14 protein-coding genes are annotated in these 15,860 nt (G+C 35.5%); 3 read left to right on the forward strand and 11 right to left on the reverse strand.

From position 1 onward, the window contains the following. Positions 1-105 precede the first annotated feature (105 nt). Together ACFOZZ_RS01845 and ACFOZZ_RS01850 are read right to left on the reverse strand one after the other, a co-directional pair. Entirely contained in the window at positions 106-1,002 is an 897-nt protein-coding gene (locus tag ACFOZZ_RS01845; RefSeq protein WP_040390084.1) for a hypothetical protein, read from the reverse strand. A 47-nt stretch (positions 1,003-1,049) separates the two neighbouring features. Then, positions 1,050-1,910, reverse strand: coding sequence for a DegV family protein (locus ACFOZZ_RS01850; protein ID WP_278860299.1), 861 nt, complete (start codon positions 1,908-1,910; stop codon positions 1,050-1,052). Between the two features lie 95 nt (positions 1,911-2,005). Between ACFOZZ_RS01850 and ACFOZZ_RS01855 the strand changes: the two genes are divergently transcribed. The 3 genes from ACFOZZ_RS01855 to ACFOZZ_RS01865 are packed head-to-tail and all read left to right on the forward strand — an operon-like array spanning position 2,006 to position 3,661. Further along, complete coding sequence (locus ACFOZZ_RS01855) at positions 2,006-2,602, forward strand: IMPACT family protein (protein ID WP_376814584.1); 597 nt, start codon at positions 2,006-2,008, stop codon at positions 2,600-2,602. Between the two features lie 2 nt (positions 2,603-2,604). Further along, complete coding sequence (locus ACFOZZ_RS01860; RefSeq protein WP_055233045.1) at positions 2,605-3,159, forward strand: manganese efflux pump MntP family protein; 555 nt, start codon at positions 2,605-2,607, stop codon at positions 3,157-3,159. 58 nt (positions 3,160-3,217) lie between these two features. Then, positions 3,218-3,661: a dUTP diphosphatase gene (locus ACFOZZ_RS01865; protein WP_055233042.1), complete on the forward strand. Its 444-nt coding sequence runs from the start codon at positions 3,218-3,220 to the stop codon at positions 3,659-3,661. A 232-nt stretch (positions 3,662-3,893) separates the two neighbouring features. Here the strand turns inward: ACFOZZ_RS01865 and ACFOZZ_RS01870 are convergent, their stop codons facing one another. The 9 genes from ACFOZZ_RS01870 to mfd form a co-directional block, all read right to left on the reverse strand. Then, on the reverse strand, positions 3,894-5,147 hold the full coding sequence (locus ACFOZZ_RS01870; protein WP_376814585.1) for an aromatic acid exporter family protein: 1,254 nt from the start codon (positions 5,145-5,147) through the stop codon (positions 3,894-3,896). A gap of 2 nt (positions 5,148-5,149) precedes the next feature. Beyond that, positions 5,150-5,941, reverse strand: coding sequence for a DUF4866 domain-containing protein (locus ACFOZZ_RS01875; protein WP_055233038.1), 792 nt, complete (start codon positions 5,939-5,941; stop codon positions 5,150-5,152). A gap of 115 nt (positions 5,942-6,056) precedes the next feature. Next, complete coding sequence (locus ACFOZZ_RS01880; protein WP_320803615.1) at positions 6,057-6,602, reverse strand: hypothetical protein; 546 nt, start codon at positions 6,600-6,602, stop codon at positions 6,057-6,059. Further along, positions 6,583-7,350, reverse strand: coding sequence for a DUF4430 domain-containing protein (locus ACFOZZ_RS01885; protein ID WP_376814586.1), 768 nt, complete (start codon positions 7,348-7,350; stop codon positions 6,583-6,585). Before ACFOZZ_RS01885 ends, ACFOZZ_RS01880 begins: the two co-directional genes overlap by 20 nt. After that, a complete protein-coding gene (locus ACFOZZ_RS01890; RefSeq protein WP_376814587.1) occupies positions 7,350-8,486 on the reverse strand; it encodes a prenyltransferase/squalene oxidase repeat-containing protein in 1,137 nt (378 codons plus the stop codon). Before ACFOZZ_RS01890 ends, ACFOZZ_RS01885 begins: the two co-directional genes overlap by 1 nt. A 2-nt stretch (positions 8,487-8,488) precedes the next feature. After that, positions 8,489-10,864 (reverse strand): homocysteine S-methyltransferase family protein, encoded by a 2,376-nt coding sequence (locus ACFOZZ_RS01895; RefSeq protein ID WP_376814588.1) that lies wholly within the window; start codon positions 10,862-10,864, stop codon positions 8,489-8,491. After that, entirely contained in the window at positions 10,864-11,511 is a 648-nt protein-coding gene (locus ACFOZZ_RS01900; protein WP_055233028.1) for a vitamin B12 dependent-methionine synthase activation domain-containing protein, read from the reverse strand. Before ACFOZZ_RS01900 ends, ACFOZZ_RS01895 begins: the two co-directional genes overlap by 1 nt. Then, positions 11,508-12,371: a methylenetetrahydrofolate reductase [NAD(P)H] gene (metF, locus tag ACFOZZ_RS01905; protein WP_055233026.1), complete on the reverse strand. Its 864-nt coding sequence runs from the start codon at positions 12,369-12,371 to the stop codon at positions 11,508-11,510. Before metF ends, ACFOZZ_RS01900 begins: the two co-directional genes overlap by 4 nt. Positions 12,372-12,411: 40 nt before the next feature. Further along, complete coding sequence (gene mfd, locus ACFOZZ_RS01910) at positions 12,412-15,855, reverse strand: transcription-repair coupling factor (RefSeq protein ID WP_376814589.1); 3,444 nt, start codon at positions 15,853-15,855, stop codon at positions 12,412-12,414. Between the last annotated feature and the right edge of the window lie 5 nt (positions 15,856-15,860).

The raw sequence follows: 15,860 nt of genomic DNA on the forward strand, positions 1-15,860 counted from the left end.
CCCTCCTCTTTTTTCTAACACTATTATAGCGAAGAGAAAGAATTAATGCGTCAAAGTTTACACTGATAAAACCTATTTATAGGTGTTTTGATAATTTTCTTTTTATTAATAATCCCATAAGTTCATGTCCGGGTAGTTTGTTTCATATAAGAACTGTTCATTCATGACTTTAGTCAATATAGCGGCCCAGAGTATTAATGCATAAAATGAGTTATTTAAGCACTGAACAGTACCTCCACCATTGACCTTATCTTCATATACATAAAGTTCTTCTTTTTGTGATGGCACATAGTCTAATTCATCCAGATCATCTAATATACCATCATAAGGACGAGTACTCATTTCTTCTATCAAAGTGATCCACTTCTTATAAGCTTCTTCTGTATGATCATATGAGAAGAAACGTATTGCGGCACGTAGCTTATATATTGCAGCATAGACTGCATTGAATGTCATTTCTGTATATGGCTTTTCTGTAAGTAGCTTAGGTAGAAATATACCTGGTTTAAATGTAAGATGAATACTAGGCTTCACATCTGTATAATCATGAGTTATTCCTACGCTTGTGCGTACATATTCTCTTGATAATTTAATTAATGCAAGACATACACACATATTCGCATATTTCATATCATCCACTAATGGAAGTGAAAAACCTAAGTCTGCCCCATATTGTCTAGAGAAGAAAGGTTTAAAGACAGCTTCTTCATCATATTTATAAGTCACCGCAAAGGTATAATCCTTAAATACAATTCCATGAGTCTGAATAGAGTCTCTTAATGCTTCATCATAATCCTCATAGGTATTCTCCAGCATATCCTCTACAACTTCACCACTTGTCATAACAGCCTGAAAACTTAAATCCTGTAAAAGGACTGCCGCTTCTAGTCTTTTAGTAATTTCTCCCTTTGTGATACACGTCATATCACCGCTTTTTAATAAATAACGTAAACTCTGTGTAGCTGCACTTGTCTGTACAACCATTTCAAATTCTCTTTGCATGCGCCTCCTCCTTTCTATACAAAAAAAGCAGATTCATCATCTGCTTCCTATTCTGCGAGATTTTTGATGAATTGGATTCCTACACCACCAATTCCCATATGAGCACCTACAACACTTGGTAACTCTCTCATGGTAACTTGACATGGACCTAATTGTTCTTCAAGATAGTCTCTTACACGCTGAGCTTCTTCAGGTGCAAGAACATCTTCAATCGCAAATGTATAATCTTTCGCATTTGCGCCTCTTTCAACAACACGATCAGCAAGCATCTTACATGCCTTACGTGTTGTTCTTACTTTGCCTAAAGTATCAATCTTACCACCTAATTCACTATTCAATTCCATAACTGGAACAAGCTTCAACATATTGCCAAGCATTGCGACTGCAGGCGTAATACGTCCACCCTTTTTAAGGTGATTCAAGTTTGGTGTAAAAATAATTGTACCTGAATGCTTAACCATATCTTCAAGCTTTTCTTTAATTTCAGAAACAGACTGACCCTTTTCTATGAGATTTCGTGCTGCTTCAATAAGCTTTTTTTGAACATGTGCTGTTCCTTGAGAATCGATTAAAGTAATAGGCATTTCTACTGTATTAGCTGCAACCTGCATGCCATTTAATGTAGATGATAAACCAGTTGCGATAGGAATCCCAATTAACTCATCATAACCATCTCTTTTCGCATCTTCCATAGCCTTCATTAAAGAACCAGTCGAAGGCTGAGATGTCGTATACATATCATCTGTTTCCTTCATCTGATTAAATACATCAAGACTTGTGATTTCTAATTGATCTAAATATGTCTGACTACCATGACCAATACATAATGGTGCAATATAAATACCTTCATGCTCTCCATTGATATCAATCTGACAGCCACTGTCTGCAATAATCGCTATTTTACTCATTTTTAATACCCCATCAGTGATAATTCACTATGTATATTATAGTTTATTTCTTTTTATTTTACAACCAATGGGATATAATACGAACGGGTGAAACTATGAGATCAATTAAAGAAACAACGACAAATACAATCATTATTAAGAAATCAGAGTTCATTACAACCCTGATTCCATGTAATGATGAAAAAGAAATCAAAGACTTAATAGAACTCTATTCTAAAGATGATGCAACACATAACTGCGTCGCTTATCGTGTCGGTCCTTTAGAAAAAGCGGATGATGATGGAGAACCATCAGGTACTGCAGGACTTCCTATGTTGAATGTATTACAGAGACAGAAGATCGATAATGTGATTGCGATTGTGACACGTTATTTTGGTGGGATTAAGCTAGGAGCCGGAGGATTGACTCGTGCTTATACAAATAGTGTTGCAGATGCTTTAAAAGAAGCAGAAATAGTCGATAAAGAACTCGTCAAGCTTTATCGTATTAGTGTTGACTATCACTTCAGCCGTAAGATATCTTATTTAATACAATCTAAGAATCTATTATTAATGAATACTGAGTATGATGAAAAAGTTCATTATGATGTTTATTTAAGAGATACTTCTTTCTTAGATGAACTTAATGAACTGACTGCATCCAATATGCATTATGAGGTTGTAAAGGAAGATTATATTCCAGTTGAGGTGTAAAGATGTCTAGTATAGAAATATTATTAATTGGCATTGGGTTATCCATGGATGCTTTTGCGGTATCTGTATGTAAAGGATTATCTGTAAAGAAGTTATCTATTAAGAATGTATTATTATGTGGTGTATGGTTTGGTGGATTCCAGGCATTGATGCCATTTATTGGTTATTGTCTTGGTTCTACATTAAGTGGTTTAGTGGATTCTATTGACCACTGGATTGCGTTTATCCTACTCGCATTTATTGGAATCAATATGATTAAAGAATCTTTTGAAGAAGAAAAACAGAATGATGACTTCTCTTGGAAGACAATGTTGATGCTTGCTATCGCAACTGCTATTGATGCACTTGCAGTAGGTGTTACGTTCTCTTTTGAATCAATCAATATCTTCATGGCTATTTCTATTATTGGTTTAACGACATTTATTATTGCATCTGCTGGTGTTTATATTGGTCATGTGTTTGGAAGTAAATATGAACAGAAAGCACAGATCACTGGTGGTATTATTCTTATTCTCATAGGTATTAAGATTTTAATAGAAGGTTTAGGAATTATTTAGAGAATCTGCGTGATTCTCTTTTTTAATTGACTATAATAGTATATAAGAGGTGATTTAAATGAATGAATTATCAAAATTATATCAGTTAGTATTAAACAGAGAATTAGATATTCCTAAAGGTCAGATTCTAGATATTAAGAAGATTGATCATAAGCTTCTAGCATTTATGCAATGTGTGTATAATACAGGAGAATTAGGACATGTTTATACATTCTGGGATAAAGATACTCAGGTTGATCAAAATGCTCTTTTAGACACTTATATTGAAGGTATGCGCTTATTAATGAGTATTGCGTATGACTTACAGATTGATGAAATCAAGAATCATGAGGAAATGCCTGAAAAGAGTAGTTCTGTTGATTTACTCTTTAAAGTCAATCAGGATATTCTAGATTTAAGAAATGGTTATAGTCCTATTAAGTTACAGGATGCTTTAGATGACTACTTCCATTTTGGTTTTTCTTTAGGTATCACATTTGATGATATGTTAGAAGGATTGTAAAAAAACATAATAAATACATAGAGAATACATACGAATTCCATAACTGACATGTATAGTATAGGCATGAAAGAGGTGATTCTTATGATCTATATTATTTTAACTATTATTGCAGTATTATTAAGTACTTTAATCATGGGAGTTGCAAATAAGTATACAAACAAAAAAATCCATGATATCAATCATGAATTGAATATACATTGAGACTCCCCCATGAATGAAAAGAAGACAGCTATCATGGCTGTCTTCTTTTCATTTGAATTCCTTCATATTCGTTATGAATACTTTTTACTATACTATTGAAATCATTGTCCGGTACTATGACATCACATATTGAATCAGATGAACCATAGACAAGACTTTCTTTAATATCTAACTTTTCCTTTAATCTTTCCAGCATATTTTCTGGAGTGGCTTCATAAGAAAGAATCTTAAGTAAGCACATGCCTTCAAAATAATCTTCTTCTACAAAATAGCGCAATTGTTTATGTAATCCTAAATCTATCAGGTCATCTATAATATCATAGATAATCTCTTTTGTATTAAGAACACTGATATAAAGAGGTTGATATGAGTGTGTAGGCATACCAAAGATGTAATTACGATAAGGGGATTGACGCATCATATCATAATAGTCCATTTGTTCGGACTGGTCGAAACTATTATAATATGTCAATAATACATCGTCTTTGAGAATGTGATAGAAGTAATTAAGATGTTTATCATCTAATAATCGAGTGATCTTTGAACCTAATGTTTGTGGTAAGGAATAGGTACATAATAGTTCGTTTTTTGGTACGTCATACAATATTGCGCCATCTAATGCGATCACTGGTAGATGTAGTTTAAGATGTTCAATTTCTGCCTGCATGGATGCAGGTGTTCTTTTAGTGATGATAGTAAACAAGGCACCATCATCTACAAGTTTATTCAATTGTGTCTTATTGAAGTTATTTAACTGCTGGTGTGCTGTCTGTTCCATATCATCAAGTTCAGCTACAAAGAGAACATCATTTCTTCTTTTAACTGGTAAGTGTAAAGTACAGACAAGATAACCTACCCCTACACCAATACATGTATCTAAGACACGATAGAATAAGAATGCATAAGGTGAAATACCAGCATGAGGAATAACTGCAACACTTAGATAAGCCACACAGGCCATAAATGCCATATGTTGTACTTTAAATAAGACTGTTAAGTAAATAGTCAACATAATAAATAATGCATTGAGTAAATCCCATGCGAAATCAATATGGATGAAAGGCTGTAAAAACATGACAATAGCTCCAGTAATAGCCCCTATAAGTGTGCCGAGGGCTCTTACAAGTGCCTGGTTTTTTTCATTCTCTTTATCTGGCTGAATACAGATAATTGTGGTTATAAGGACATAGAAAGGTGATTTCTGTACACCAAAGAGAGTGAATAATACCATGATGATGAAGACGGCAATACTTGTTTTAATAATACGTAATCCGATTCTAGGCATAATTACAACTCCAAACTATCATTACCGGCTTCAGCCATCATTTTTTCTCTACAAGATAGAACTAATCCATCAACGATTTCCATATGTTCAACCATCTGTCTTCTAAACAAATGAGTAGGAAGTAATATTGCGATTTCATCATAGTCTTTATCATTCTTCTCTCCTGTTTCCTGTCCATAATAGACACGAGCAAGAGGTGCTTCTTTTTGAATACTGAAGAATGTATCCCAGATGATTGCATAAACTTGCGCAGCTGTTAGATGAAGCTTCTTAGTATCAGGAAGTGCATAAAGAAGTAAGATGCCTCTGACTGCATCTGTCTTTCTCTGGTCTACTGATCCATCATGCTTATAATAACGTTCTATATCATAGCCATCAGCCAGATAAACAAGGGAACGGGGAACAGGCTGATGTTGTGAGAGGATATTTTTAAAACGTCTCATTGTATGATGTGAGACATCCTTCCCCTCTAACAGATCTCCAGAAGGTGATGTAAGTAGTACTGGATTTTCTCCTGCTTTACCATGAAATGTTTGAGGAATCAAATAAGCATCACGTAATAAATCAAACATAGATTTACCACATATGGCTAGTAGTAATGCACTGATATCCTGATTTGAATAACTATCTAGAACGACTTTTGAAAAGGTCTCATTGTTTAATTCTTCTGATTCCTGAAAGTCTTCTAGACTTGAATTGAATGTTTCTCTCAGTCTTGCACAAGCTTCTTTACTTGCGAGTATTTTGTGAAATATGTTCTCTACTTCTTGAACACGTGGAAATAATGGTGTCATAGTTTTAACCTCCATCCACTTGTGATTATAGACTTTCTATATCATATGTAAAATGTATCTTTTAGATGTTGATGATATGTTTATTACATAACAAAAAAAGTGATTCGCAACTGAATCACTTGTAATAGCCTTTCGTATATTGAGACATTTCTTTTTTAAATAAGCGCATAAGTATAGGCGCACAAAGTAAGTAAAAAACAAAATTACCTACTGCATGGAATGTATCAAATAAGAGCCCCTGGACATAATAGATACCAAACCAGACAGGACCACCAATGATCAATTGTTCGAGTGAGACGATAAATCCAAAGACATACCCCATTAAAAAGGCATAGATAGCCATAAGAAATAATGGTGGTTCTTTGTTGATCTTCTTATAGAAATCACTGATACATTGAGTGAGTAAACATATGACAACCCATGAGAGGATCTGAAAGATTGTCCATGTTCCCATGCCTAAGATCATATTTGAGGCAATCGTAGTGACTACTGTCAGTTTAATACCAAATGATAAGCCAAATAAGAGAACAGATATAATAATGATAGATGTAACAGGTTTAAAGTTTGGTAAAGCCTGCATTGCGACTCTAGAGGCAATATTGACTGCAGAGAGAATACCTATCAAACATATTTCTCTTGTCTTATTGTTCAATGTTGACATAATACCAGATGACTGTGTCTCCTGCTTTCACTTTATAGGCTCCTGCCCCAATATTAGGTGGTGTGCCATTCACTTTATACATCCATCCAGAACTTGGTCCATGATCAAATTCCTTTAATCCATCTATACCTGATACATAAACAGTAGAACCAAACCCTTTTGTAGAGATACTCTTACCATTCTGTTTCGCAAGTTCTCTTAAGACACTATAAGCTGTAGAAGCACTATTCACTTCTATATTCCCTTGCATCATTGTCGTATTAAGTCCAATGACTTTAATAGAAACTGTCTGTTTTACAGGTGTGTCCTGCTTAGGTGTTTCTACATGCTGAGGAGCAGAGGTTTCATGTTTACTAGAAGAAGTGTTTGTTTCTGTCTTCTTTGTCTCATGTTTAGTAGAAGAAGATTTTGTTTCTGTCTTTTTTGTATCTTGTTTACTAGAAGCGGATTTTGTCTCTGTTTTCTTTATTTCCTGCTTCTTAGTCTCTTGTTTACTAGAAGAATCAGATGATTTTGTATCAGTCTTCTTTGATTCTTCTTGTGACTCTATTTGTTTTGTCTCTTCTTGTTTTGTTTCTTCTTTTTTAGAAGTATCTTTCTTCTTTGTGCTTTTCTTTACTTCTCTTGCAACCTCAGGATGAGATTGAAATTGTCCTGTTAAGCCACGATAAACTGTAAAGCCAAATATAAAGAGAAAAGCGATTGCGACAAAGGCAATCGCTAATTTTTTAGTCGTGAATTTCTTCATTACTTCTTCTTACTTTTTATAGTTAATGCAATCACACCAATTGCCGCAATTGCAGCCACTACATAAGCCATCACATTAGTATTGTCGCCTGTGTTGACTTTCTTTACTGTTTCTTTCTTTGGTTCTGTTGTAGCTGTTGTTTCTGGTTTAGTTGTACTAGGTGTTGTTTCTGGCTTTACAGCTGGTTTAGTTGTAGTAGTACCAGGTTTAGTCTCAGGTTTTTCTGGTGTAGTACTATTTGAGATAGTCTTTGCATAATCTTTTCTTGCCTTTAATACAAAGCTTCCGTTATTGATGACACCAAGTGCTCTTGCTCCTTCTAATGATGCATAAGCGTTTGGTTCAAGCTGGTATGTGTTATAGTTTAATGCATTGAATGTACCATCTTCATTCTGATAAGAAAGAAGATAGTTATATGCCTGATTATCTAATTTATAACCAGCCACATGTAATCCTTCTAATACACAAGACTGTGTATCTGCATTACCGCCCCATCCAATATCATAAGAGCCATCTTTACTATTTAACTTAGACTGTACAAAAGTATATGCTTTTGAGATAGCGGCATCATAAGTAGAACGTCCTGCAACACTTAATGCTTCCATAGCCCATCCAGTTGTATCTAGATCCGCATTTGGGCCCTGGTATTCATACCAATATGCACCATTGTCCATGGCCATAGTTGAAAGCTTATCTGCAACAGTTTTTGTTTTATCTGAATTCACTGTTTCTAAAGCCATTAATGTCCAAATAGTAGCTCCACATCCACCATTTTTATCCTCTGTAAGAGTACCATCAGCCTGTACTCTGTTTTCTAAGATTTCTACTAAGTTAGTCTTATTGAAATCTGCAGGGTTATCCCCTAATAAAGAAATCGCAATAATAGATTTAGCAAGATCGCCATAAGATGCAGTTGTATAATCTACATCCTTAAAGTTTTCTAATAAAGAATCAGCTTTACCATCTGCTTCAAATCCTGCTGCTTCATACGCAATAACGGCATCAGGACTATCTAAAGTAATTGTCTTTAAATAGTTCTGTGATTTGACTAACGCATCATCACTCGCAAAAGCGGCTGAGAATGATAACGCAAAAGTTAATGCGATTGAAGTTATAACTGTCAATATTCTTCTCACTTTTATTCTCCTCCAAATACTTTATCCGCAAAACGCACTGTTTCCATTGCGTCTTTCGCATAACAATCTGCACCGATACGATCTGCATATTCCTGAGTCATAACGGCTCCACCTACAACTGTAAGTGTATCAGGCTTCTTTTCCTTCAACAACTTAATTGTATCTTCCATACTCACAACTGTCGTTGTCATTAAAGCACTGAGTCCTACAAGTTTTACATCTTCTTTAATCGCTGTATCCACAATTTGTTCTGGTGGTACATCTTTACCAAGATCAATAACATCATAGCCATAGTTTTCTAACATGACTTTCACAATATTCTTTCCGATATCATGAATATCACCTTTAACTGTCGCAATGATGATTTTTCCTTTCATTTCTCTTGGTTTTCCTGCCATGGAATCCTTAATGACTGCGAAAGCAGCTTTGGCTGCTTCTGCACTCATTAACAACTGTGGCAGGAAGATTGTGCCTTTTTCAAAGCCTTTACCTACTTCATCAAGGGCAGGAATCAATTCTTCATTGATGATTTCTAATCCTTCTTTAGACTCAAGCTGTTTCTTTGTCGCTTTACCTGCATTTTCACTCATACCACGCTTGATACTTTCATATAACGACATATCAACCGCTTCACTCTTTATAGGAGTGGCTGGTGCACTATTTCCATAGGCACTAATATATTCTGTAAAGTTTGTATCGAGTCCACTTAAGGCAAGATAGGCACGATATGATTTCATCATTGCTTCTGATGAAGGATTGATGATTGCACAGCTAAGTCCTGACTGCATCGCCATAGTAAAGAAGTTCGCATTCACAATGGGTCTTTGTGGAAGACCAAAAGAGATATTAGAGACACCTAGAATAGAATGTCCATGAAGTTCATCTCTAATAATACGTAGTGTTTCTAATGTCGCAATGGCAGAAGTAGGATCTGATGAAATAGTCATAGCGAGTCCATCGATTACGATGTCTTTAGGTTCAATACCATATTTACCTGCTTCTTTATAAATTTTCTTCGCAATACGAATACGATCTGCCGCATTATCAGGAATACCATCTTCGTCTAAGGCAAGTCCTACGACAACACCACCGTATTTCTGAACAAGAGGGAAAACAGCATCCATGGATTCCTGTTTACCATTGACTGAGTTAATCATGGCTTTCCCATTATAGTGTCTTAAAGCTGCTTCTAAGGCGATTGGATCTGATGTATCAATCTGTAATGGCAATGCAATGACAGATTGTAATTTTTTCATCACTTCTACCATCATCTTAGGTTCATCAATTTCTGGTAAACCTACATTAACATCTAGAATATGTGCCCCTGCATCTTCCTGTTTTAAACCTTCAGATAAAATATAGTTAATATCTCCATCACGTAAGGCCTGTTTAAATTTCTTTTTACCTGTTGGATTAATACGTTCACCAATAATCACTGGCTTAGGTCCTATTTCTACAGCCTGTGAGAATGAAGTCACAACACTCATATTCTTCTTTACAGGTGGTTCAATAGGTAAATCTTTCACTAATTCAATAGTTTTAGAGAGATATTCTGGTGTTGTTCCACAACATCCTCCAAGAACATGTACATTCAAAGAGGCAATATCTTTCATCTCTGATGCAAATTCATCTGCATTCATATCATAATATGTATGACCTTCATCATCAGTCTGAGGTAAACCCGCATTTGGTGTCACAATAATTGGTGTAGAAGAAACTTTAATCATTCTTTCTACAAAAGGTTTAATTTGTGTTGGACCTAATGAACAGTTAATACCCAATGCATCAATATGTAACCCTTCAAGTAAGGCAACAACTGATTCAGGTGTACCACCTGTCAACATCTTACCTTTTTCATCAAATACGACAGTGGCACATACTGGAAGATCTGAATGTTCCTTTGCTGCAAGAACGGCTGCTTTTAATTCATAGCTGTCCTGCATTGTTTCAATAAGGATCACATCTGCCCCCGCTTTAGTTCCATTCTCAATGACTTCTGCATAAATATCCACTGCATCATCAAATGATAAATCTCCTAGTGGTTCTAAGAGTTTACCTGTAGGACCTAAATCAAGCGCAATCAGGGCATCAGCACGTTCTGTAAGTTCTCTTGCCTTTTTCGCATGTTCTACTGCTTTTGTAACTATTTCTTCTAGATTATCAGGATATTTCAATCTATTGGCACCAAATGTATTGGTGTTGATGATATCACACCCTGCTTCTAGATAACCTTTATTTAATTCTACAATCTTTTCTGGATGAATGATATTCCATGTTTCAGGTAATTCACCAGCCTGTAAGCCCCAGCTTTGAAGTACTGAACCGGTACCGCCATCCCAGAATAACCATTCTTTTGTCAGTCTTTCTTTAAATCCCATTACTCTCCCCTCCTGAATTCACATTGTGCAGGACAATTGGCACAGTCTTTTGTATGACGTGGCTGTGCATGATGTGTAATACCAATGATCGCCGTCACTGATTTGGATGGGACCATTAAGAGACTTTCTAATAAACTGATACCAATCTTATCCATCTTTAATATACGCATGAAATCTTTTTGATGATCTAATGCAAGATCTCCATAACCAGGCGAAAAGCGTGGCTTTAAGAATTCATTATTCTTATGAGCCTCCTGATTGAGTTCTTCATTCACTTCATCACAATACGCTTCTATCATCGCTGCCCCCGCTGCTTGATAAATTACTGCATCACTCATCTTAGTCAGTTCTGTACGTTTAATTAAACGATCGACTTCTATTCCAATTGTAGCTGCAAAGAGATAAACGGCATGACAGCCTTTTAAGTTATTCTCTAGATTACGACTATGAATCACCATATCACCAATGGTGATTGTATGGTTCTCTATTGTGACAGGAAATCTTTTCACAATATGACGTGGTACAGCTGTTTTCTGTAATACTTCTATACAGTGATCAAGTGCGTTATTGATTTCTGTAAGGTCACCTTCAATGGATTGACGGTATCCTAAATAACGTAAAGCTTCTTTACGATTGATATCTATCATTTGAGAAACTCCGATAAATTATTCATAATACCTTCAGCAACATCTGGCTTATTCATAGTATAAACATGAATATGTTTTACACCATTCGCAATCAAATCAATAATCTGTTCAGAAGCATAAATAATACCTACCTGCTTCATGATTTCTGGATTATCACCAAACGCATCTACCATCATCTTAAAACGATAAGGAATAATAGATGTACCTGACATCTGTACAGCACGACTTACCTGCTTCGCATTTGTGATAGGCATAATACCAGCCACTACAGGTACATTTATTCCTGCTTCCTTGATCTTATATAAGAAGTTATAGAAAACATTGTTGTCAAAAAACATCTGTGTTGTTAAGAAATCTGCCCCCGCTTCTACCTTCTCTTTTAGATGCTGGATATCTTCCTTAATACTAGGTGATTCTACATGTCCTTCTGGATAACATGCTGCCCCAATACAGAAATCACCTTTCTCTTTCAATTCTTTAATTAACTGACAGGCATACTGGTAATCTTCTCCCACCTTACCATCAGAGGGAATATCTCCTCTTAATGCCATGATGTTTTCAATACCATTCTCTTTAAACTGTTCTACCATGGATTCTACATGTTCTCTTGTAGAAGAGACACATGTCAAATGCGCCATGACTTCAACACCATATTTCTCATGGATATCTTTCGCAAGTGCCACAGTATGTACACTTGTTCCTCCACCTGCACCATAAGTCACAGACATGAAATTTGGATTTAAAGATGCAATCTTTTCTGCAGCTTTTAAGACATTTTCATATCTGCCACTTGTTTTAGGTGGAAATACTTCAAAAGATAAAGTAACTTTATCTTCATTTAATAAATCAATAATTTTCATTGATACTCCCCCTTTTTTCCTATTCTACCTTATTTTATTTTTAAACACTAGTGTGTGTTTTATAATATTGTTTCAAAACTGTGTCTAAAAATTCAGTAGATGCAGAGACATAGTATGGTTCCATACCACTCACGATCGTCAACATGCCTTCTGTATATTTCATTTGTGGCTTCTTGAACATATGATTCACATATGCAAAGAACTTCTGTCCATCTAGGTCTTCTAAGAAGACTTTAGAGAAACGAATCTCTAATCCCTGGCTTCCATCCTTGACATCTTCAATAAGTGGATCATGTGAGAGGATATCAAATCTTCTCTTTACGACAATATTACGTACCTGTGATGGTAGTACACCATAAAGGTCTGTTAATTCCTGCTCCACACGTTTGAGGGTTTCTAAGTCATTGGCTTTATAAACACGCTGGTAGAGTTCTAATTTCTCCATATCACTCTCTACATAATCTTCTGGAATATAACCATCCACAGATACATTACGTGATGGAACTGTATCATCTTCCTTGATCTTACCCTGCTTTTCATCTATCGCATCCTGCAAGATCTTCATGTACATATCAAAACCGACCTGATCAATAAATCCAGCCTGTTCACCACCAAGAATATCACCACTTCCTCTAATAGACAGATCTCTCATCGCAATCTTATAACCAGAGCCTAATTGTGTGAATTCCTTAATGGCAGTGAGTCTCTTTTGGGCTTCTTCTGTCATAGCACGATCTTTTGTATAGAGAAGATAAGCATACGCAATACGTGCACTTCTACCAACACGACCTTTGATCTGATAAAGCTGTGCTAAACCAAACTTATCCGCATTCTCAATAATAATCGTATTCGCATTCGGTATATCAATACCTGTTTCAATAATTGTTGTACATACTAAAATATCATATTTCTTTTCTACGAAATCAGTCATGACATCTTCTAGTTCTGTCTTATCCATCTGACCATGTCCTACCCCAATACGTGCATGAGGTAAGAGAGTCTGTAAAGTAGAGGCTATTTCATAGATATTCTCTGTTCTATTATGAAGATAGAATACCTGACCATTACGTGATAATTCTCTTTCAATCACCTGTTTAATGAGAGCCCAGCTTTTTTCTGATACATAGGTCTGTACAGGTAATCTATTTAATGGTGGTGTTTCTATTTGTGAGAGTCCTCTAATTCCCATGATGGACATCTGTAATGTACGCGGAATTGGTGTGGCAGTAAGTGTAAGAACATCAATTGTTTTTCTGAGGTTCTTGATCTTCTCTTTCTGTCTCACACCAAAACGCTGTTCTTCATCGATACATAGTAATCCTAAATCCTTGAACTCTACATCCTTGGATAAAATACGATGTGTACCAACTAATAAATCAATATTACCTTCCTTTAAATCAGATAGAATCTGTTTCTTTTCTTTAGTAGTCGTAAAACGATTGAGTAACGCAATATTCACTGGGAACTTCTCAAAACGTTTCTGCATTGTACGATAATGCTGGGAAGAAAGAATAGTTGTAGGACATAGGAAAGCACATTGTTTCTTCGATACAATTGCCTTAAAGCAGGCTCTTAAAGCCACTTCTGTCTTACCAAAGCCAACATCCCCACATAATAGTCTATCCATCGGACGTGGTGTTTCCATATCTTTCTTGATTTCTTCTACAGCCTGTGCCTGGTCTGGAGTCAATTCATAACCAAACTCACTTTCAAACTCTAATTGAAGATCCCCATCAGGTTCAAACGCAAAACCTGGCTGTCTCATTCTTTCTGCATATAAGTTAATCAGATCATCAGCAAGACCATCTACCTTCTGTCTGACTCTTGCTTTCTCTTTTGCCCATTTAGGTGAGCCTAAAGCATGAATACGAGGTGGTTTACCATCTCTAGATGAATATTTTCTAATTAACTGGAACTGTTCTACTGGAACATAAAGGATATCATTACCTTTATAGGCAATATGTAGATAATCTTTATGCACACCATCAACGACTAATGTTTCAATACCCATATATTGTCCAATACCATTTGTATCATGAACAACATAATCTCCTACCTTTAATTCATTGTAGTCAGAGATTTTAGTCGCATCTCTGTATTTAATATATTTCTTCTTTGTTTCTTGTACCTTGAAAAGTTCCTGGCTTGTGAGTAATACAGTCTTCTCTTCCACAAAATTCATTCCACAAGGTAAATGTCCTAAGAATAGGTTAACGCCATCATAGATCTTATTTGTGGCACTTGTGAGAGTAAAAGGAATAGCATGATCGGTAAATAAGTTGACTAATATATCTATCTGACGCTTTTCATCTACACCAATCATGACACGATTGTATGTGAGTAAATCCTTTAACTGACTAATAAAGATTTTTTCATTAGCCATAGAGATCATGACAGGCTGCGTCATAAACATGATCTGTTGATCATTTTCTCTAAATCGAACAAAGTCTACATTCTGACGTTTTAATATAGTCTGAGGATTATTAATCAGTTTAAGTCCTCTGATCATCTGTCCTATTTCTTCTAATTCATGATAATAGAGGTAGTTCTCTTCCATATATGTCTTATAAGAAGCAAGAATAGAAGCGAAAGATGCAGTAATAATTGTATAATCACGTGCATAATCCATGATTGTGGCAGTTTCAGGGAATAAACCTAAATACTGATAAATACGTGGATTATAGTCATGTGCTTTAAGTGATTCAATATCTAATGCATAGGTCTGTTCAAGTTCATCCTTGAAATCATCCTTGACAGTCATCTTATCTTTTAATGTCTGGATAGATGCTTCTACTTGTGGTAAAGCCTCATCTTCATACATCATATCTGTAGCTGGAAGAATATCGATAGACTCTATTCTATTTGTTCTTCTTTGTGAGTCTTTATCATAGAAAGAGATTTCTTCTATTTCATCATCAAAGAATTCAATACGAACAGGTTGGTCATACTGAATTGTATAAACATCAAGTACTTCCCCTCGTCTAGAATAATAGAAAGGTGAATCAACTCTTTGCGTATTCTTATATCCAATAAACTGTAACCTCTTCTTGAGTTCTAAAGGATCAATAGTATCTCCCTTCTTCAAGCTTATAATACTCTTCTTAAAAAGCTCTACAGGAGTAATGTAACGTGTCATTGAGTGCATATGACAGACACAGATCATCGGTCTATCCTGTGTCATAGCATATAATGCATTAATTCTCTCACCTAATAGTTCATAAGAATAAGCCACTGATTCAACACGTAATGATTCATCTGCTGGGAAATAGACCACCTGATTCACAAGTTCAGTTAATGTTTTATAGAGGTTAAATGCCTCATATTGGTTGTTTTTAATAATCAGGATTTTTCTTGGATTATGCCAAAAAGAACCAGCAATGAGATAAGCCTCATCGCTAGTTGAGTTTGTGACAATAGTTCCATTGTCTGTATCTAAGGTACGTAGGGCCTGATTATCTTTTAAAAGATTCAGTATTTTTTCCATAACAA

Origin of the sequence: Catenibacterium sp. GCM10023432 (assembly GCF_042651925.1) — a bacterium.
GTDB lineage: Bacteria > Bacillota_I > Bacilli_A > Erysipelotrichales > Coprobacillaceae > Catenibacterium > Catenibacterium mitsuoka.